Below are 21,220 nucleotides of genomic sequence, written 5' to 3' on the forward strand. Positions count from 1 at the left end.
ATAATTAAAATAATTTTTATGATATCTATATTCATGAAAATATATTAATATTCGCACTTAATTAGAAAAGTATATTTTATTTATCCTTATTTATTATTATTTGAAATTATTCTTTTTTCTATCATATTTTTCAAATTATCAACTGATCTGTGCTTCAAATGTTGCGTAATATCTTGTATTGCAAGCAAAACATCTAATGTGGCTTGTGGTACAGCTTGCTTCCACCATAACATTGCTTCTTCAATATGCCCTTGCTCTGCCAACCACACCGCGTAATTGTGCTGGCCTCGGTAATCACCTTTTTGTGCTGATTGCTTATACAGCATGATCGCTTTTTTCTTATCTCGAGAAACAACCCATCCCTCTTCGTAAAATCTTGCTAAAATATTCATGGACTTTGCATGCCCAGCTTGGGTTCCTTCTTGAAAAAGTGCAAATGCAGACGGAAGATCCTGCGGCATGCCGATACCCCGCATTGTCATGATTGCCAGATTATAGCGCCCCCAATTATCATATAGTTTTGCCGCTAAAGTGTAATGGGTAATGGCTTGCTGATGGCTTTGGGTGCATCCCCAACCAAAATAATAACAGCGCCCCAGCATGTTATGTGCTGGCCCATACCCTGCCTGAGCAGCCATGCGAAACCATATAATCGCTGTTTCGGGGTCTGAAGGTACATATACACTGTCTAAAAGGATTTTACCCCATAGCACCTGCTCCAAATGGTGCCCACGCAACGCTTTCTGGCGAATAGCTTCTATCTCAGAGGGTAATTCCAAAGGTTTAGAAACGTCTTTCTTCTTTTTCCCATATCTCCAGAATTTTCTAAAATACATTACTGCAAACCCTCCCTGATAAGGATATGCAACATAAAGATAATGCAAATTATTCTCAATAATACATATACTGAGATTTTTTAATTCTCACTTTGAAATGAGCATCAAGCACCAAAATATCATTGAATCGTTATGACAGATATCTGGTTAAAATCACCAAAGCAGACAGCAGACAGCAGACAAGAACACGGCATCCACCACTGTTCTTGTCATCACAAATGTTATCTATAAAAACTCTTCTCGCGTTAAACCAATACTCAAAAACCTTACAGAGCCAGCCTTAGAACATGGCATTGACTGCAAATTGTGGGGAAACCTGAATACTCTTATTGTGTCCTGCAAAATAAAATGCCGAGCCCACAATAACCCCCCAACGTGCATTCCAGTTATATTCAAACGCAGGGGCAATTTGCCAATCCGTTCCGGATGTTCCTGTTTTATGGATGTAATTGCCGTTACCATCATGCCCACGAAGCGTGGACCCATTAGACCAGTCTCGCGCAAGGTCCATGGCCAGAACCCATTTCTGGCTTAAACCATATTCTAATGAAAAACCCGTCTGGCCGCTCATTCCCGGTTGACCACGGCCACGGAAACCGTGAGCAGTGCCATAACTGGTCACATCCGTAAGTTTAGCTGATGTTACAGCACGCCGGAACCAGTTCCACACACGCAGGCGCAGTTCATGGTTGCCCGGTAATGTATAAGTAGATTGCTCAGTCAAGGCAAAACGGAAAACGTATGCACCGCTCCCTACTCCGTCCTGCGCATCACCAAGTTTTTTGTAATCCCCTGTGGGAAAAATCATGCCCGCAAACAGGTTAAACGCCGGAATGTAACGTTTAGGATTAGGCCGCACCAAACGATAGATAAGATCAACAGGCACATCACCTGTTTTGGGGCCATGAGAATGGCCATCTGCATGCTTCCATCCATAATCTACAATGGTATGGACCTGAATGCTGAAATCCTGAGAAATCCCGTATTTCCAAAGAGTTGAATTGGAAAACATGCGTTGCATAGGGTGAGATGCAGGCTCTGCCCGCCCATGCGCATCAAAAGACCCTAAGGGCTGGCTATAGGAATAATAAGGTTCAACATTCAGCACCCCTTCCCGCGTTGTGCCGGAAGGGGAAACGAGCGAGCCTGTATACCACTGATCTGCATGGGCGGATGCAAAGCTCCCACTAGACGCAAGAAAGCAGACAAACGCTTTTCTTACGGAAACCTTGCCACCTGCATATGCCCATTGCTTAAGGCGTGCTCTCATTCACTTACTCATCCTGCTGAGTTTTTTTCTGCTCAAAAGCCTACGCTGAAAGCTTTTTGAATATCTGCTGCTGAGGTTTTTCCATTAGCAAGCAGAAGCTGCAAAAGTATCCGTGCCTTTTGTGGGTTCAGATCCATAGAGGCCACAAGCCCGTAGTGATCATCATCCACTTCCACATCGCGGTTTACAAAACCGTTGCCTACGCGGGTAGAACGCACAACAACCACGCCAGCCTTTGTGGCGCGTTCTATGCCAGCCAAGGCATCTGTTGAGACATTTCCATCCCCCATACCTGCAATGACAATACCCCGAGCCCCATCTTTTACGGCATCATCTATTTGCTGGGCATCCATATCTGCGTGGGCATATACAATTTGCACCCGTGGCAATTTGTGATCTGCCGGTAAATCAAGATGCTGCTGAGGTTTGGCAGGGGCAACAAAGCGCACGCTTGCCGGATCAACATAACCCACTGGGCCCAGATTAGGTGAGTGGAATGTTTGCAGCGCAGTTGTATGCATTTTGCTCACGCCACGCGCAGATTGCACTTCATCATTCAGCACAACCAGAACGCCTCTTCCGCGGGCCTGCGGGTCTGCCGCTACCTTTACGGCTTCATACATATTAGCGGGGCCATCTGCACTAATGGCCGTACTTGGCCGCATTGCCCCGGTTAAAATAACCGGGCGTGCATCCCCAATCACGTTATCCAGGAAGAAGGCCGTTTCTTCCATCGTGTCAGTTCCGTGAGTGATCACAACGGCATCAGCTTCGTTATTGGCAAACGCTTGCCGAATACGTTCAGCCAACTTGAACCAAACCTGACTGTTCATGTTCTGAGAAGCAATGTTGGAGATCTGCTCCACCTGCAATTGTGCCAGTTTTTCAACTCCCGGCACACCTGCAATCAACTGCTCACCAGTTACGGCACCAGCATCATAGCCAATGGCAGAACGAGTATCGGCCTTACCGGATATTGTGCCACCTGTAGCCAGCACAAGCACACGCGGCAAGGAAACCTGCTTATGCGCAGCAGGAGGTGCACTGGCCCCTTCTGCGTGGGAAAAAACAGGCATAACAGAAGCTACCCCCAAAATTGCAGCAAGAATAGGCAGACCACGCACAGAAACCATAAAAGAACACTCTTTCCGACACAGAGAGATAAGGGAATGCCCTTACCTCTCCTTCTCATCGTTTAAAAAACCAAACCTACCGGAAGAAGAACCCTCTCCTTCCAGACACAACGTTCATTACGCCTGAGGCTTCACAAACTCAGCATGATATTCCTCAACCATCTTGCGCAATGAACGACCAATTGCGGCATACTGGAATTCATTCAGATTGGCGAGAGATGCACGGGCTGATGGGCGTGTGGTTCCAAACCCTGCGCCGGGAAGCAGCACAATACCGGTTTCATCTGCAATCCGGAACAGAATTTCACCTGTGCTGGCACGCTTGAGCATCCACTGAGCAAAGTCTTCGCCATACAGAGCGCGGCAGGTATCTTCCAGATCAATCAGCGTGTAGTAATCTACCGCGTTTGCATCTTCTGATGGTGCCACACCTAGTTCATGGTAGAGCGCGGCTTCTCGACGGCGGATAACACTCTTGAGTGTAGCTTTATATCGGCCTTCGTGATCCATAAGTGCAAACAGAGAGAAAAGCACCATCTGAACCTGTTGTGGCGTAGAAAGGCCCGCCGTGTGGTTAAGTGCCACAGCACGACTATCCGCCACCAACCGGTCAATAAACTTCAGATCAGCGGAATCTGTGGTCAGGCTGGAATAACGCTTTGCCAGTGCTGCTTTTGCATCTGCCGGAAGCTGCGCCAAACGTGCATCAATCGCGTTATCCTTGTGCATACCGATAACGCCGAGACGCCACCCCGTTGCCCCAAAATATTTAGAGAAGGAGTAAACAAGGATCGTATTGCGCGGGCAAATTGCATACAGCGAGCGGAAGCCATCGGCAAACGTGCCATAGACATCATCTGTCAGGATCATCAGATCTGGACGATCTTTAACAATGGATGCAATTTTCTCCAGCGATGCATCATTCATTTTGACTGATGGCGGGTTGCTGGGGTTTACACAGAAGAACATTTTAACTGCTGGATCACGCAGCTTTTCCAACTCGCTTTCCGGATACTGCCAATCCAGAGAAGGATCTGCCTGTACAGGCACAACTTCAAGACCGTATTCTTCAAGCTGTGGAATTTCGATATAGGGAGAGAAGATTGGCATACCGATAGCCACCTTATCTCCCTTTTTGATAAGATCATTCTGCTTGAGCGAATTAAACACATAGGCCATAGCCGCCGTGCCGCCCTCGGTTGCGAAAAAATCTGTGGAATCCAGAGAGATCCGGCCCCCCACCATTTCACGCAGCACATATTGGCCAACAATTTTCTCGCTCAGTGTCAGCATACGTGGGGGAGTTGGATAGTAACAGCCCAGAATACCTTCCACCATTTCAACAAGAAATGTATCGGCAGGCAGCCCCATCTGATCACGCACATAACTTAGGGCATGCCCCAAAAGTGCTGCTTCTTCTTTATCTTCATTGCTTTCAATAAAGCGATCAAAGCGTGCTTCAATGCCTTCAATCCGTACCGTGCCCCCAAGCCCCGGTGACAGGTAGGAAAGAGATAGGCGCGCTTCTGCCAAAGCATATTGCCCCAGCAGGAAAAAAGCAGCACGCGGCAGTGTTGCCAAAAAGTTGGGGTTCCCCCGGCCTGCATTTAGCATAACGCGATCAGCCTTTGATGAAGCAAGACTGATGAGCGTATCTTTAAGTTCAAATGGGCTGAGATCACGAAACTTCGAATAGTCGAGTGTCATTATTGCGTTTCCTTTTTTCAGTATTCAGGAAAATGCGACCACAAGTGGTCCAAGTAGCGTAAGCAGTACGTTTGCAACCGCGTAAGTAATGGCAAAGGGTGTGGTGGGAACAGCGTTACCCGCCTTGTTCAGCACCTCACCAAAGGCAGGGTTGGCACTGCGAGAACCTGCCAGAGCACCTGCAAAAATGGCTGTATTATTATAGCGCAGCACATAGCGCCCAAAGAGCATGGTGAGGATAAGTGGCACCAGTGTAACAACCACGCCCAAGAGAAAGAGCGTTATGCCATGCTGCATGATGGTGGCAATGGCTTGCTGGCCCGTTTGCAAACCAGTTACGGCCACAAAACCAGCCAACCCGAAGTCTACCAGAAAAGTTGAGGCCCCCTGCGGCATATTCCCCATAACGGGATGGCGGCTTTGATACCAACCAAACAACAGCCCAGACAGCAAAGCTCCGCCACCACTGCCAAGTGTAAGCGGAACAGACCCCATATGCACCACACCCAAACCAATCAACAAACCAAGGGCAACACCCAGAGAATGGAAAACAAGATCGGTTTTGATACTGGGGAGAAGGATTGTGCCAATTTGTGCTGCTGCCCTCTGCACATCTGCTGATGTACCAAGCAACGTCACAATATCTCCGTCTTTTACCTGCATGGAGCCCGTAACAGGCACGGCCTTACCAGCGCGGGAGAGCGCAACAAGGTAAACACCATGGCGCACAGCAGCAGAAAGAGACTGCACGCATTGATCAACAGTTTTTCCTACAAAATCCTTACGGGACAAGACAACATCCCGGCGAATGAGGGAAAGATCCAGACCCGGAACTTCACCAATTTCCTGCCCGATGTTCTGCCCAGCGGCCAGAACATTAGGGCGTTGCCCAACAAGCAGAACCTGATCACCCGGCAATAACGGCGTGTCGGCCCCTACTCCGGCCGGTTTACCATTACGCAGTACCTGCTCTACCGTAACACCAGCGGCCATGCTTTCCACGCTTGCAACAGTCAGATCAGACTGTGTTAAACGGTACGCACGCCCAACAAGATTAGGGAAAGCAGAAACCTCACCTTCGCCCATAACATGCACACCGCCTGCCTGCTCGGCTTCAGCGCGGATGGCATCTTCACGGATACCACGCTTCATGAACCATGGCAGAACGTTAACGCATAGAAGAATGGGCCCGATGGAACCAAAGATATACGTTACGGCATATCCAACAGCAACATTGCCCTGAAGCTGCTGCACCTGTGCAAGCGGCAGACCAATTTTTTCCAATGATGACCCTGCCGTACCAATAATGGCTGACTGGGTAAGCCCACCTGCGGCAAGCCCCGCAGCAAGCCCTTTATCAAGATGGAATATGCGCGCAACAGCTACAACGGTAATTAACCCCGTAATAGCTAGCACAACAGCCATCAGAATTTCCTTAAGAGACTGCCGCCCCAAGGACCGGAAAAACTGCGGGCCACTTTGATAGCCTACAGCATAGATAAAAAGAGCGAACAGAACGCTCTTGATGCCAGAATCAATATGAACGCCCACTTGGCTAATAAGCACGGCCGCCAAAAGCGAGCCCGCTACACCACCAAGCTGGAACGAACCGAAACGAAAGCGCCCAATCCAGCACCCTATAACCAGCGCAAGAAACAGAGCCATTTCCGGACACGCACCAAACAGGCCGGATAAAAGAGCGGTGAATGCGTGCAAAATGAAGTTCCTTAGAATTTATTCTATCCGAACTGCGCAACATATATATGAACTGACACACTTGTAATTGATTCGAGTCAATTAATTTAATTTTATTTTTGCTATTACATTCCATTTAAGTAATAATACTTAAATTATTCTTATTTTATACTTTATTTTAATATTTCTTGTTTATTTATTTTAATTTTTACCATCGTTAATATGATTACTTTAAATATATTATTTTTATTTTATTGTCATATAAAGAAATAATATATTATTGTTTTCCTAAAATAACGTATAAACATAATTTTTTAATTATAGATATAAAAAATGCAGCTTCATAATTGCCCAATTAAAATAGACACTTATGTCAAATTTTTCTTATATACCGGCTACGCAAAGCATCAATAAATACCGTAATTATACATATCTCCACTTAACTTTTAAGATAAATCTTACCCTTAGATTCTTTCATCAATCAGCAGAATATTTAGAAAACCAAGATGTATCCGTATAGCAACTTCTCATGATCAATTAATTTCCTGCTTTGCAATAAAAACAAAGTAGCACTCTCTCTCACCAAGAGACTGTAAATTCTCACAAACACCACAATGCTTTAAGATATTACGTGTCCATCGCTATCAGAGCTATGAAATATTAAATTGAACTTTCATGCCTCTGATACGTTTTAAAAAATCACCTTATCTTCTTTGACGAGGCGTATCATTATGTCTTCAGAAGATCCTGATAATCAGGCTTTATGCATTCCCTATATTGCCTACCGGCAAAACCTATTTTGGAAAAAACAGAAAATTATCGTCATTCCAGCCTGCAATGAGGAAAACCATATCATCCCCTGCTTGCTCGCACTCGCAGCGCAATATCTTGCACTTCCAGACAAGGTTATTCTGTGGATTAACAATACCACAGATCAAACCTATAAACGGGCGTTATCTCTACAGAAGAAGCTTCCATTCACGCTGGAGATTATACAAATCGTCTATGATCCTACCATAGCAAATGCAGGAACAGCACGCAGGGAAGCTATGGCGTATGCGGCTAAAAATGCACCTCATGATGCCCTGCTATTTACGACCGATGCTGACGGTGAGGTTTCTAGAGATTGGATATACCGCACTCTTAAAGCTTTTGCACAGTACCCTGTTGAAGCTGTTTTTGGGCAAGCTCAGCTTTTACCGTCTGAATATGCAAAAATTCCTCTACACCTCCATGAAGATGAAAGAGCAGAACAAGCTTACGGTGCCCTTCTGGAACAGATTACCTTGCTTCTTTACCCGCAACCTCATGATCCGTGGCCTCGGCATATAGAACATTCAGGAGCGAGTATTGCAGTCACTCACCAAGCATGGACACAGGTAGGAGGAATTCCGAATGTTCCATCCGGAGAAGATCGACAGTTTTATGAAGCCTTAAGGCAACATGACATTTGCGTACGTCACGCGCCAGAAGTAATTGTTTATGTTTCTGCGCGCCTTGCAGGCCGTGCGCAAGGAGGTATGGCAGAAACTCTGGCACGAAGAATGATCGCGCAAGACAAATATATTGATGATGCTTTTGAGACGGTATCCAGACGGTTATTCCGCGTTCGCAGAGAACTTGCTTACCGACAGACAAACCCATCTGCTCCCATAAGCAAGGCACATACTGAACTTTTACCCACCCGCATCCTTCGGGAGGATCTGCCCAAGCACTATAAACGTGCCGAGCGCGTTCTCAACTTTCTCCGTCGTACAGAATATTGCCTTTCTGAGGATTGGGGAAGTAAGACAACCGATCAATACGGTATCCCTCCCCGCGTTCACTATGATCCTGTCGCCAATGCTGGTTCTGACAGGCCTGAATAAAACAGTCCGCGGCCTCATCCCCTGTGCAGGGTGTATCTGTCGGGCCAATCCAGTTTACAATCAGAATACTGCCATCTGATTTCAAACTTTTTATTACACATTCAGCAAGGCACTGGATATCTAACGGACTGAGGAAATAGAGAACTTCTGAAATAAGAACCAAACCGCACCCAGATACTTCTGCCGCAGGATAGAATTGCGGCAAAAAAGCCTTGATAAAACTGATATGTTTTTGCTGTGCACATCGTCTTTTGGCTATAGCAAGAGCAGTTTCCGAAGCATCTATACCCACAATACGCTTGCAATGTTTTGCGAGTGCCAAAGTGCTTACACCAATTGCGCACCCCAACTCTACAGCCAAAGAAACCGGCCCCGCAGGAAGACATTGTAGAACCCTTGTGAGTTTCTGCTGCTCGTAAAGACTATTTTCAAAATTCCACGGATCCGGACTTTTCTGAAAGAGATTTTCAAAAACACCCGGTTTCCACGTCTCATTACTCATGATGTAATGAACACTTCATAGGGCTGAAGCATTTTTTCCAATAAATGTTCTGGCAAAACAAAACCATTTGGATCATCTTCCACAACCAATCCCATCTGGCTTCTATATTCCTGAATGGCATTCCGTTTCTGGCTCAGAAAACCCTCAATATTCAGGCGCCATCCAACAGGTAATGCTTCCTCAATATCCATTTCAGGGGGAAGCGTAATACCAACCGTTGATTGCTATAACCCATGAGCCCAATTGCGCAGTCCGATTGACATGATGCGCCAAGGTTGATCGACGAGCTGGTTCCAGGCATGGCAGGCGATATCGATGATATCGTCATAGGTTCTGAATATCCTGTTTGAGAGCCACGTATTGCGCAGGAACTGCCAGAGATTTTCCACTGGGTTCAGTTCAGGAGCCCGGGGAGGCAGTGGGAAAATAGTGATATTTTCAGGCACATTCAGTTTCTGACTGGTGTGCCAGGCCGCCTGATCCACTATGAGGACGGCGTGAGCGCCCGGCGCGACTGTGCGTGAAATCTCCGCGAGATGGAGTTGCATTCCGTGTAGGTTGCAGACAGGGAGCACGAGGCCTGCTGCCGTTCCCTTTTCAGGGCAGATAGCCCCGAAAATCCACGCGGATCTGGTGCGCAGGTCAGCTACAGCCCGGGGCCGGGTGCCCCGTTTCGCCCACCGCCGCGTCAGCTTCGTTTTCTGGCCGATCCGCGCCTCATCAGACCACCAGATTTCGATGTCTTTTCCCGGATATCTGGCCCTGATTGCCGCCATGACACCGGGGAACTCTTTTTAAAAATGTCCTGCGCTTCTGTATCCTGGCGGTAGTGCCGTGGCCGGGCTGTCAGCAGACGAAACCCTTCACGACGTATAATCTGACCCAGACGGGTTTCCGACAGGGTGACGCCATAGCTCTCATGCAGCCAGGCGCACAGATCGCACAGTCTCCAGCGGACAACACCATGCACCGCAGGAATTGGCCCTTCTTCGAGCCGGGTTTTCAGGGCAGACAGCATCTGTGGTGTCAGGCGGGCTTTTTGTCCCCCGCCATGACGATCCACAAGGCCATCCGGGCCATCCGCATTGAAACGCACCACCCAGTCACGGATACTCTGACGGTCTGTCCCAGCAAGCAGGGCCGCCTCGCCGCGCGAGGCGCCATCATAAATCGCCGCAAGCGCCAGCAGGCGACGCGACTGACCCGCATGCCGGCTTCTGCGCGCAAGGTGCCGCAACTCCGAACTATCATGATCGTCACGCAGGGACAGAGGGCTGCCCATACAGAATGCCTCCTTCTGAGAATACTCAGCATCCTGTGAATCACATTTTTGACCCGATGGGTACCCCCTGAGTCACCTCAAGCAACGGTTGGTATAAGCCCCCAAACAGGATAGGATAATATTCTCAACGCTGGCTGTAAGGATTTTAGCCTTTGCCCCATACTCCATACAGCCACATGGTCACAATGCGGATCGTGACGCCATGGCACAAGAATATTTTGGCAATTATACTGGCTTACAAGAGAGCGGAAATATTGCACTGCATTTTCAAAAACTGTGCCTACGGTTGGAACTGCTGCATCAGGCAAACCTAGAAACAGCAACCGATCAGCGGTAAGGCCGAGCGCAGCAACTGCATTTCGACTTTCTGTCTGCCGACACAAAGCGAGACGCTCAGGTGGCCATGTATGAGAGCTTGGATGGGAAGCGGAACCGTCCGAAACAATCACCACCACCGGAGGCCGACCATGCTGCACTGCCGTTGCTATAAAACCAGCGCACCCCAAGCTTTCATCATCAGAATGCGGGGCTAATATAAGTGATGTTCCCGGCGCAATTTTATCGAAAGAGGCATTTGGGAGGGCAGAAAAATGCTCGATAACCTGCTGAACTTTCATAGTTCCCCCTTGGGCCAATCATGGTTGACAAACCAGGCTGCGGCCTCAGTCAAAGCTTCGTCTGGTGCGGGCTGCCGCAGATAGGTCATCAAATCCCTCATGACCAATTCTACGGCCCTCCCTCTTACAAAAGCCGACACTCCCAAGCTTCTTTGAACAAGCGTGATCAACTCCAACGCTGCGCGTTCAACGGCAAGGCGTGCGAGATTAACTGTTGCAATCACGTCTGCTGGCTTCATCTTGGCCGCATAGGCTGCTTTGACAGCCTCCTGAACCCACATGCTCGCCGTTTTCTGTAAAATAAGAGCCTCTCCAAGCCGATACAGCTGATGCGGATTGTTTGCGCGCTCCCTATCCAGAAGTTCCTGCCGCAAAAGGTCAACCAGTCGGTCCATTCCCCCTAGGGCTACAGCAGATCCACGCCAAGCCCCGGCAGAAAATTCAGGTTGCCGTAAATAGTCTCCGACTGAGCCAAGAATACAATCTGAAGAAATAACAATATCTGTAAAATCGTAGGCACCTGTGCCGCTTGCTTGCATCCCCATCAACTTTCCGGGACCAGACTGCCTTCTGCCGAACTCAGTTGTGGGGGCAAGAACCATTATGGAATGCCCTTGTGGTGTTATGGCGGTTATAAGGGCCAGCTTGACTTGCGTAACACCGCTGGCAAACCCCTTGATACCAGCAAGCCTGTAACCCCTATTCTCTTGCTTGATCGTAACAGGGGGAACGCCATCCGTAACCCAAATGCCTGCTAATATTCCGCTTCGGAGGCGCTGAGCAAACTCATGACGTTGCTCTGATGTGCCATAAAGCTCTATCAATCGGACAACATTGACATGCCCTTCTAAACATCGCCCCAATGAAAGATTCAAATACCCCGCTCGCCGCAGAAGAGTTAAAAGCGCAAACCCTCCTTCTAATGACCGACACAGGTTGAGCCCTCCCTCTTCGTGCGACAAAAGAGCATTTAATGCGCCAATCTCACGGAAGGCATTGAGAATATCTGTTGGAAAAACATTTTCCGCAGGCATGGGAGAAGCATATTTCCACCTATCGAGCAGATTTTTGAGATCTGTTTGAAAGGTAGAAAGGTCGTTTTTAACAATCTTTCCATCTGAAGCCAGCATCCTTAGGCATCCCAATTTCGCAAAACGTTATACGTGTAACGTATGGCCTACGATGACAGATCCATGCCTCATGAACGCAAAATGCTCACTTTATATTGAGAAATATTTAAGCTGTTTGCTCAATTTCAGAAATATATGAAATTTTTATCTACAAGTAGGTAAATTTATAAAAATACTGCTTCCAATGAAAACACTATTCTTCCTGCTACCTGCATCCAAACATTCTGTGCCTAGAGGCACCAGCAATCTTGCTGATGCCTCCAGTATTGAGCACGAAGTCAGGTGTTTTTATGACTCTGCTGGCCAGCTTTAACATGTTGCTCATGTGTGCCGCCCCGAGTGCCAGAGCTATGTTCGCCCGTGCCCCTCTCATCGTGCGATGTTCCTGTATTTTTGTGGCTCTGCTCGCCAGCTTTTACATGCTGTTCATGCGTGCCGCCGCGCGTGCCAGAGCCCTGTTCACCCTGGCTTCTTTCATCGTGCGATGTGCCAGCATTTTTGTGGCTCTGCTCGCCAGCCTTAACGTGTTGTTCATGCGTGCCGCCCCGTGTGCCAGAGCTATGTTCCCCCGCATTCTTTTCAGTATGCGAACTACCGGTGTTTTTATGGCTTTGCTCACCAGCTTTTACGTGCTGTTCATGGCTGCCGCCTTGATTGACCATTGTGCTCTTCCTTTTTTTGAGATGAGACGGTCTTTTAATCTAGCCGCCAGACACAAAACCTCTCGGTCTGTGTGAAGTTTCAAAAAAGGAAAATGATTACAAATATTTTATAAGAAAACCGATACGATACTAAAATAAACAAGATATTTTTCTTTATGTTTTTATGCATTTACTACAATGAATATTCATAATATTTTGAAAAATAGGTGAGAAAATTAACTCACTCTCTTTCGTTGCCCGTGTAGCCAACATATTTTTATTCACATGGGCCGAAAAAACTTACTCTTCCAATCTTCTACCTATTAAGCAACACATCTACTTTTATTGCGCTACAAGACAGCACAATCGCCCGCACTTCTTACAGAAACCATGGTAAGCCCATGGTTTGAAATCTGTAAAAGAAGATACGGGCCGAACTGTATCGGAATAAAATCCAAGTTCAGTTTGAATAATGCATCACTCATGCAGTCCTGGCGCTTCACGTCCGGTTCGCGCAACGTATTCCGTATATCCACCATCGTAACGGAGAAGCCCTTCTGGGGTAAGTTCCAGAACACGATTGGAAAGAGCAGCTAGAAAGTGACGATCATGGGAAACAAAAAGCATTGTGCCTTCATAATCGGCCAAAGCTGTAATCAACATTTCCTTGGTTGCGATATCAAGGTGGTTCGTTGGTTCATCAAGCACCAAAAAGTTCGGCGGATCGTACAGCATCAATGCCAAAACCAAACGCGCCTTTTCCCCTCCGGAAAGAACGCGGCATAATTTATCAATATCATCGCCAGAAAAGCCAAAACTGCCCGCTAATGACCGTAATGATCCTTGAGATGCAAGCGGGAAAGCATCATTGAGCGTTTCAAAAATAGTACGGTCACCATCCAATAGGTCCATGGCATGCTGCGCAAAATATCCCATCTTGACGCTACCACCAAGGGTAACCGTGCCTGCATCTGGTTCTGTGCTTCCGGTAACAAGCTTCAACAAAGTTGATTTCCCTGCCCCGTTGATACCCAGCACGCAACAACGCTCTTGCCGACGGATCAACAGATCAAGGTTTTTGTAAATCACTCGGCTGCCATATGCTTTATCCACACCACGCAGGTTAACAACAGCATCACCAGAACGTGGAGCAGGAGGAAAAGTAAAGGAAAGCGTTTGGCGGCGTTTTGGAGGCTCAATACGGTCAATTTTATCTAATTTCTTAACGCGGCTCTGCACCTGTGCGGCATGAGAAGCCCGCGCCTTGAAACGTTCGATAAACGCCACTTCCTTGGCCAACATAGCCTGTTGGCGCTCAAACTGAGCCTGCTGCTGTTTTTCATTTAAGGCGCGTTGCTGTTCGTAAAACTCGTAATCACCTGAAAAACTGGTTAGCACACCGCCATCAATTTCAATTACTTTATTGATGATGCGGTTCATGAATGCACGGTCATGCGAGGTCATAAGCAAGGCGCCATCATAACCAGCCAGAAATTGCTCCAGCCAGATCAGGCTTTCCAAATCAAGATGGTTGCTTGGTTCATCCAACAGCATGACGTCTGGTTTCATTAACAGAATACGCGCAAGTGCCACGCGCATTTTCCACCCGCCAGAAAGACGGCCTACGTCACCGTCCATCATTTCCTGGCTAAAGCCTAATCCATGCAAAACTTCGCGCGCGCGGCCATCTAGCGCATAGCCGCCTAACTCCTCAAACCGCCCTTGCACTTCGCCAAACCGTTCGAGAATGGCATCCAGTTCATCCATGCGTTCTGGATCTGCTAGCGCGGCCTCCAGCTCGGCCAGTTCAGCCCCAACCTCGGCAACCGGGCCAGCACCATTCATAACCTCTGCCACAGCGCTGCGGCCGGCCATCTCCCCCACATCCTGATTGAAAAAACCGATTGTGATGCCCCGATCAATCAAGACATTCCCTTCATCGGGCTCTTCTTCTTTTGTAATAAGGCGGAACAATGTTGTCTTACCGGCACCATTTGGCCCAACTAGCCCGATTTTCTCACCTTTTTGGAGCGAAGCAGAGGCATCGACAAAAATGACACGATGGCCATTGTACTTGCTGATAGTGTCAAGACGGATCATTGGGCCTCAGATAACTAAAATGGAATAAGCAAAACCGGAGGCCCCTTATTGCGTAACCCTTGCTGAGCGTAAATAGGAAAGCTCAAATTTACATGTGAAGAGGCGTAACCGCGCGTAATCTGCCCCTGTTATCAAGAATATCAACAAAACAATGAATATATATTTTATTAAATTGTTTTTGTTATTTTATTAACTATAAAATCACTGGCATATTGTGCTGCGGCGCTAAGTTGCGTGTCCTGCAAATAGACCATTCCTACTTCCAACTGCATTTCAGGCAAAAATCTTAACTTTGTTTCGGGATCAATAATATCGCGACCAAGCTCCCTTAGCATCGTCAAGGGAAGCAGGGTAAATGCATCTGCAAGAGCGACTATTCTTTCCCCCCCCACAACAGAATTGATTTCAATACGCCGAGAAGGAAGAGAAAGACCTCTTGCAGCTAAAACACTATCAAATCGATCTCTCATAGCCATTCCGGAGATAGGGATAACCCATATTCCAGTAGAAAACTCATCCCACTTTTCAAGAACATCGGGGATTGAAAAAGTTTCTTTTGTTGTCGCGACAACATATTGCTCCGTACCCAACTGCTGGATACCAAAGCGTTTATTTTGCGGAATATCTGCAAGGTTTACAAAAACAAAATCATAATGGTTGGCCGCCAAGCCAGACAGAAGTTGTTGGCGGGATGCATATTCAAGCGTCAAGTTCAGGCCGGGATGGGTCTTTTTTATTTTGGCAACGCTTCTTACAATTGGATCTTGCAACAATGTTGCCTGAAAACCAATTTTTACGTTTCCATGAAAACTTTCTTCGTACAGCATAATATCGGCTGTAAGATTTTTAAGTTCAGAATCAATTCTTCTGCCCGCAATAATAAAGCGTTCACAAATAGGATCTGGAATCAGGCCGCCTTTATTTCTAATAAAAAGCTTTATGCCAAGAATGTTTTCTAATTCCAGACAAGATTTTGAAACAGCTGCTGGCGTAATATTGAGCTGCTCTGCGGCAAGCCGAATACTTTTGGTTGCAACCAGCATTTCAACAAGCCTGAAATGGCGTAATTTCATGTGTATGCGTAGGTCTGGCAGTTTAGCCACCTTCTTCATTCCAGCTTAATTCCTTATCAAGGTTAAGACTCAGCATACCAGAGATATAAATTTATTTTAAGCTTCTATTTGAAAAAACCAAACAGTTGCTTGGTGTCAACTTTTTTTCAATTCCCGTTTGTCAGCAAACCTTGTATATTTGTCATTGTGAAGGGTTTAATTATTGGCTGCTCTTATTGCTTTCGCAGACGGAAAATTCATCCATTACAAATATTTGTTTGAATAATATTTAAGAAAATAACCCAAACGACGGACGTTACAAGCTGAGTATTATGGATTGATTGTGCATGCACAAATGGCAACGCTGCGCTGTCTCTAGATGACCATCTACATCATGGCAGAATGGGCATTCTCTCCATAACGATCCGTGCTGCTGCCTCCTGCCTTACTCCGGCCTGAAGCTGACGAAACCGCCTTAACCAGCATTTTATCCGAACCCTTGGTTGGCGGGAAAATTTATTAAAATATGCTCTCAGCTTCCCATAGAACTATAATCGCATTTAACGGTTTATGCCTACCAAAGTGGGTTCTCTCAAATGTTGCAAATACGCCACAAATTTAAAGTTCCTCCACATAATACAAAAAATATGTTGAAAATATTAATCTACTTATATGATCGTGTTTTTAGGAATTCTATGCGTTTTTCAGGAGCTTATTGTGCGTTCATCCCGTTCGATCATGGCTCGTCCAGCTAACATCACACGCCCTCTCTTTTTGGGAACAACCTCCATATTCTGCTTATTGGCTGAGCCGGTGCATGCCCAGAATGAAAGCAGCTCCTTACCTAAACAGCATCAAACCACAGGGAAAAAAGCCCCTTCAACCTCCCGCGCCCGGCAATTAACGGTATCCGATCCGCATCCTGTTGCAGCACAACCCGTAACTGGCGGTACTGAAGCCGTTATTGTGACCGGCACCCGTGAAATTGGCAAAAAGGCACGAGATAGTATTTCACCTGTAGATATCATTACGGCACGCCAGCTTTCAGAAACAGGCATGCCCTCTCTCCGTGAAGCACTCACCCAACTTGCCCCTTCTTTAACCATGCCAACCAGTGGTTACGATGCAGGTGCCCTTACATCGGCCTTCAGCTTGCGTGGGCTAAGCCCGAATGAAACTCTTGTGCTTGTGGATGGTAAGCGTCGGCACACCACCGCCAATATTTATGCAGATCCCGGCCCCCAACAGGGAAGTACGCCTGTTGATGTAGACATGATACCTCTTGCTGCCATTGATCATGTTGAAATTTTGCGAGATGGCGCATCAGCCCAGTACGGATCAGATGCTGTGGCTGGTGTGGTGAACATCATTCTTAAAAAGCAGGATCATGGCTTTCATGCCCAATCCCTTACGGGCATCACGGCCTCAAAGGATGGGTTTGAGCAAGGCATTTACATGGATGGCGGCGCAAAGCTGACAGATCGCGGGTACATCCATGTCAGCGGTGATTATGTGCATGAAGATCACACATACCGTAGTGCACCAGACCTGCGCACGAACACAAAAATCAACAAACTTCTAGGTCAGCCTGAACAAACGCGCGAGACCGTGGCTGTAAAAGCCGGATATCATATACTGGATAATCTGGAAGCTTATGCGGTAGCCACCTATGCGCACCGCCATGCTGAATCCTTCCAGAATTATCGAACGGCCAGCTCTTTGGATAATTACCCGGCTTATGCCGCCATTTATCCAAATGGCTATTCCCCTGTCATGACAATGGATGAAAATGATTGGGAAGTAACAGCAGGCCTACGTGGCGAAATTGATAACTGGCACTGGGATCTGTCATCCGTTTACGGGCGTGATTATGACCGGATCGGAATTGCCAATTCAGCCAACCTTGCCCTTTCAACAGATACAGGACGCACGCCTACAAATTTTGATGCTCAGGGCTACAATAATGAACAATGGAGCAATACATTTGACCTCAGCAAGGCCTTCCATATTCCCGGCTGGCCTTATGCTATCAACGTAGCTGGTGGTGCATCCTATCGCTACGAAAGTTACAGCATTGGCACAGGATCTCCAGATTCCACCTATAGCAGCGGGTCTGATGCATTGCAGGGCACAGTAGCCGCCAATGCAGGCAATTATAGCCGCGATGTTATTGGTGGTTATATTGATATTGCCACTCATCTTGCCAAGAACGTGCAACTCGATCTGGCGGGCCGTTACGAACATTATACAGATGTAGGCGATACGGAAACAGGCAAGGCCGCGCTGCGTTATGATCCGCTGCCGTGGCTTGGCCTCCGTGCAACAATATCAAACGGGTTTCATGCCCCCACATTGGCGCAAGAATATTACAGTGCCGTTGCTGTTTCTCCCACAGCGGCGCGTGGCATTATTGCAGCAAACTCACCTGGTGCGCGTGCAAATGGCGCCAGTGCGCTTAAACCAGAACGCTCCACCAATGTTTCTGGAGGCATTGTGCTTGAGCCCGTCAAACGGCTGCATATCACGGCAGATGTTTACCAGATAAACCTGCGCGATCAGATCCTGCCGGGCGGTAACGTATATGGCACGGATGCTCTTTCTGCCTTGCAAATGAACGGATTTACACTTCCGGCTGATGCCGCCACGTGGGGTAGTTCTCTTTCCACCCACTGGTTTGCAAACGTGGCCAGCACGCGCACGCAAGGGCTGGATATTACCGCCACATATCCAACGGAATTAAGCCCTACAATAGGCCGTATTGACTGGGATGTGGGCATCAACCTGAACCGCACGCGCCTGACACACCAAAGCAACGCAGCAGATGGCACGCCCCTGCTTACAGCCCAAAGTATTGCCTACATCACAACAGCTTACCCACGTAGCAAAATGATCTGGGGTGGCCGCTTTACCAGCAGTGATGGCAAATGGACTGTAGGCGTGCATGAAATACGCTGGGGACAAACCACTTCAGAACTTACTGACTATACAGGGCCAACCAATAGCGCCAGCGTAAGCGCTTATTCCTTTACGCAATTCCACAACACGCCCAAATTTGTAACCAATCTGGACATTACGTACCGGGTTATGCCGCAACTATCCTTTACGCTTGGGGCAAACAACCTGTTCAATGCCCTGCCCTCACGCGTGCCAGACAGTAACCGCTACCTTGGCGTGCCTCAGTATTACATGAGCACATCACAGCTTGGTATCAATGGTGGTTTTTACTACTTAAAAGCGGATGTAAGGTTTTAGAAATATCGCATCCATCCTGCATCTACGGGGCCATCATGATCTGGCCCCGTAGAAAAATAGCTGTAAAACTATGCTGCACAAAAGCTGTAATGCCCTCGTGTTAGGCTTCAACACTGTTCGGCATGGAAGCCATATCTATAACAAAGCGGTATTTTACATCAGAACGCAAAACCCGCCCATAGGCCTCGTTAATCTGATCTGCGCGCACAACTTCAATATCGCTTGTAATATTGTGTTTGCCGCAGAAATCCAACATTTCCTGTGTTTCCTGAATGCCGCCGATGGCTGAACCCGCAAGGCTTCTCCGCTTAGCCACAAGGCTGAACGCGCCAATGGACATCGGCTTTTCTGGCAGACCAACAAGAACCATGTGTCCGTCCTGCTTGAGCAACGCAAGATAGGCATTAATATCGTGCTCAGCAGAAACAGCATCCAAAATAAAATCAAACTGGTTGGCTTCTGCTGCCATGGCCTCTGCATCACGCGAAATAACCACGCGATGAGCCCCCAAGCGTTTGCCATCTTCCACCTTATTTGCAGAGGTGGTGAAAAGCGTTACTTCCGCCCCCAGTGCCACAGCAAACTTTACTGCCATATGGCCAAGCCCACCTAACCCAACAATGCCAACCTTATGGCCAACCCCCACTTTCCAATGCGATAGCGGAGACCATGTGGTAATGCCCGCACAAAGCAAAGGCGCTGCAGCAGCCGGATCCAAATTTTCAGGCACACGCAGCACAAAACGTTCATCCACCACGATTGCGCGTGAATATCCACCAAACGTATAGGCATCCGTTTTGGAAAAATCGGGGTCTGGGCTATTGTAAGTCCACGTTGGTCCGGCATCGCAGTACTGCTCTAACCCGGCTTCACAAGAAGCACATGTCTGGCAGGAATTAACCATACACCCCACACCTACCAACTCACCGGGCTTAAAGCGCGTTACATCCACACCCACGGCAGCAACGCGCCCGATGATTTCATGCCCGGGCACACATGGATAAGACGCAGGGCCCCATTCGCTCCGAACAGTGTGAATGTCAGAATGGCAGATACCGCAATGGGTGATATCAATCTGCACATCGAGAGGGCCGCAATCACGACGCTGGAAGGTAAAAGGAGCCAGCGGAGTAGTGGCGCTGGAGGCAGCGTAGCCGACGCAAGTAAACATAAAACATCCCTATTAAAACTGAAAACAGGTTTCAGATAACCAGCCAAAACTAACAGAAATTTCCTGCCTGATGTAAGCACATCAACTTGACCTCTACGTTGTCATTTTTAGGCAGGCCCGTAACATCGGCGCTTCCTATGTTGTACGAGCAGCAAAAACCGCCCCCATAAAATGAAATACATATAAATAATAAATTCTTTTTCGAAACATCCATGTTCAGACCATAATTCTTACTCATTAGATGGCCTGTGAGTTCAAACACTATGGTATCGGCAGTATCAAGCGGCTGGAAATCCGGATAGAGTAAAAAGTCAACGGTTCTGATCATGCCCTGAAATGAGGGACCATTATCACTTCAATCAACGTTGCAAAGGAAACACTGCGCTGTAGCAACGTTAAATGCTGCATCAGATCAGGAGTCTATCTATGTCACGACCGCCCTTTCCACCTTTTGATATCGAGAGCGCAACACGCAAAGTCCGCCTTGCCGAAGATGCTTGGAACTCCCAAAACCCTGAACAAGTGGCACAGGCTTATACTGTAGATAGTCAATGGCGCAACCGGACGGAATTTATTCATGGCCGTAATGAAATAGTGGATTTTCTGGAACGCAAATGGAAAACAGAGCATGAGTATCGCCTCATTAAGGAACTCTGGGGTTTTCGCAATAACCGCATGGCTGTTCGCTTTGCGTATGAATGGCATGATGACGCGGGACAGTGGTTTCGATCTTACGGCAATGAGGTATGGGAATTTGATCCCGATGGGCTGATGCGCCGCCGCTTTGCATCAATTAATGATTTACCTATCGAAGCAGAAAACCGCTTGTTTCATTGGCCCCAAGGACGCCGACCGGACGATCATCCTGGGCTTTCCGATCTTGGACTTTAGCACCTAAAAAGAGAACGCTTTCCAAACTGCTATTTAATGAATTCGAGTTCCTTCATAAAATAGGTAATGCCTG

General features: G+C 47.5%; 14 protein-coding genes and 3 pseudogenes. 3 read left to right on the top strand and 14 right to left on the bottom strand.

Annotation, left to right across the window (positions count from 1 at the left end):
• Positions 1–86: 86 nt before the first annotated feature.
• The 5 genes from ACP7IZ_RS10275 to aspT form a co-directional block, all read right to left on the bottom strand.
• Positions 87–836 (bottom strand): tetratricopeptide repeat protein, encoded by a 750-nt coding sequence (locus ACP7IZ_RS10275; protein ID WP_426849031.1) that lies wholly within the window; start codon positions 834–836, stop codon positions 87–89.
• Between the two features lie 280 nt (positions 837–1,116).
• Positions 1,117–2,106 (bottom strand): transporter, encoded by a 990-nt coding sequence (locus ACP7IZ_RS10280; protein ID WP_426849032.1) that lies wholly within the window; start codon positions 2,104–2,106, stop codon positions 1,117–1,119.
• Positions 2,107–2,138: 32 nt separating this feature from the next.
• Positions 2,139–3,239: an asparaginase gene (locus tag ACP7IZ_RS10285; RefSeq protein WP_426849033.1), complete on the bottom strand. Its 1,101-nt coding sequence runs from the start codon at positions 3,237–3,239 to the stop codon at positions 2,139–2,141.
• A gap of 117 nt (positions 3,240–3,356) precedes the next feature.
• Entirely contained in the window at positions 3,357–4,946 is a 1,590-nt protein-coding gene (locus tag ACP7IZ_RS10290; RefSeq protein WP_426849034.1) for a bifunctional aspartate transaminase/aspartate 4-decarboxylase, read from the bottom strand.
• 24 nt (positions 4,947–4,970) lie between these two features.
• A complete protein-coding gene (aspT, locus tag ACP7IZ_RS10295) occupies positions 4,971–6,662 on the bottom strand; it encodes an aspartate-alanine antiporter (protein ID WP_426849035.1) in 1,692 nt (563 codons plus the stop codon).
• A 710-nt stretch (positions 6,663–7,372) separates the two neighbouring features.
• Here aspT and ACP7IZ_RS10300 point away from each other — a divergent pair.
• Positions 7,373–8,509, top strand: coding sequence for a glycosyltransferase (locus ACP7IZ_RS10300; RefSeq protein WP_426849036.1), 1,137 nt, complete (start codon positions 7,373–7,375; stop codon positions 8,507–8,509).
• A 70-nt stretch (positions 8,510–8,579) separates the two neighbouring features.
• Here the strand turns inward: ACP7IZ_RS10300 and ACP7IZ_RS10305 are convergent.
• The 8 genes and pseudogenes from ACP7IZ_RS10305 to ACP7IZ_RS10340 all read right to left on the bottom strand — a co-directional run.
• Positions 8,580–9,011: pseudogene (locus tag ACP7IZ_RS10305) on the bottom strand (class I SAM-dependent DNA methyltransferase); the annotation flags it as partial.
• A pseudogene (locus ACP7IZ_RS10310) lies at positions 9,008–9,223 on the bottom strand (PIG-L family deacetylase); the annotation flags it as partial. The pseudogenes ACP7IZ_RS10305 and ACP7IZ_RS10310, both read right to left, overlap by 4 nt.
• Before the next feature lie 12 nt (positions 9,224–9,235).
• Positions 9,236–10,293 (bottom strand): IS630 family transposase gene (locus ACP7IZ_RS10315; RefSeq protein ID WP_426849037.1). Its coding sequence is split into 2 segments (ribosomal slippage): positions 9,236–9,801 and positions 9,801–10,293, totalling 1,059 coding nucleotides; the frame shifts between segments, so codons are not numbered across the junction.
• 95 nt (positions 10,294–10,388) lie between these two features.
• Positions 10,389–10,910: pseudogene (locus tag ACP7IZ_RS10320) on the bottom strand (PIG-L deacetylase family protein); the annotation flags it as partial.
• On the bottom strand, positions 10,907–12,040 hold the full coding sequence (locus ACP7IZ_RS10325) for an acyl-CoA dehydrogenase family protein (protein WP_426849038.1): 1,134 nt from the start codon (positions 12,038–12,040) through the stop codon (positions 10,907–10,909). The gene ACP7IZ_RS10325 and the pseudogene ACP7IZ_RS10320, both read right to left, overlap by 4 nt.
• Positions 12,041–12,318: 278 nt before the next feature.
• Positions 12,319–12,702 (bottom strand): hypothetical protein, encoded by a 384-nt coding sequence (locus tag ACP7IZ_RS10330; protein ID WP_426849040.1) that lies wholly within the window; start codon positions 12,700–12,702, stop codon positions 12,319–12,321.
• Between the two features lie 456 nt (positions 12,703–13,158).
• Positions 13,159–14,781: an ABC-F family ATP-binding cassette domain-containing protein gene (locus tag ACP7IZ_RS10335; protein WP_426849041.1), complete on the bottom strand. Its 1,623-nt coding sequence runs from the start codon at positions 14,779–14,781 to the stop codon at positions 13,159–13,161.
• A 167-nt stretch (positions 14,782–14,948) separates the two neighbouring features.
• Positions 14,949–15,893: a LysR family transcriptional regulator gene (locus ACP7IZ_RS10340; RefSeq protein ID WP_426849042.1), complete on the bottom strand. Its 945-nt coding sequence runs from the start codon at positions 15,891–15,893 to the stop codon at positions 14,949–14,951.
• A gap of 678 nt (positions 15,894–16,571) precedes the next feature.
• Here ACP7IZ_RS10340 and ACP7IZ_RS10345 point away from each other — a divergent pair.
• Positions 16,572–19,085, top strand: coding sequence for a TonB-dependent receptor plug domain-containing protein (locus ACP7IZ_RS10345; protein WP_426849099.1), 2,514 nt, complete (start codon positions 16,572–16,574; stop codon positions 19,083–19,085).
• 100 nt (positions 19,086–19,185) lie between these two features.
• Here the strand turns inward: ACP7IZ_RS10345 and ACP7IZ_RS10350 are convergent, their stop codons facing one another.
• Positions 19,186–20,256 carry an NAD(P)-dependent alcohol dehydrogenase gene (locus tag ACP7IZ_RS10350; RefSeq protein WP_426849043.1) on the bottom strand — a complete coding sequence of 357 codons (1,071 nt, stop codon included), beginning with the start codon at positions 20,254–20,256 and terminating at the stop codon, positions 19,186–19,188.
• A gap of 426 nt (positions 20,257–20,682) precedes the next feature.
• Here ACP7IZ_RS10350 and ACP7IZ_RS10355 point away from each other — a divergent pair, with 426 nt between their 5' ends.
• Complete coding sequence (locus ACP7IZ_RS10355) at positions 20,683–21,147, top strand: DUF1348 family protein (protein ID WP_426849044.1); 465 nt, start codon at positions 20,683–20,685, stop codon at positions 21,145–21,147.
• Positions 21,148–21,220 lie beyond the last annotated feature (73 nt).

Origin of the sequence: Acetobacter sp. AAB5 (genome assembly GCF_050106715.1) — a bacterium.
GTDB classification, from domain to species: Bacteria; Pseudomonadota; Alphaproteobacteria; order Acetobacterales; family Acetobacteraceae; genus Acetobacter; species Acetobacter oryzifermentans.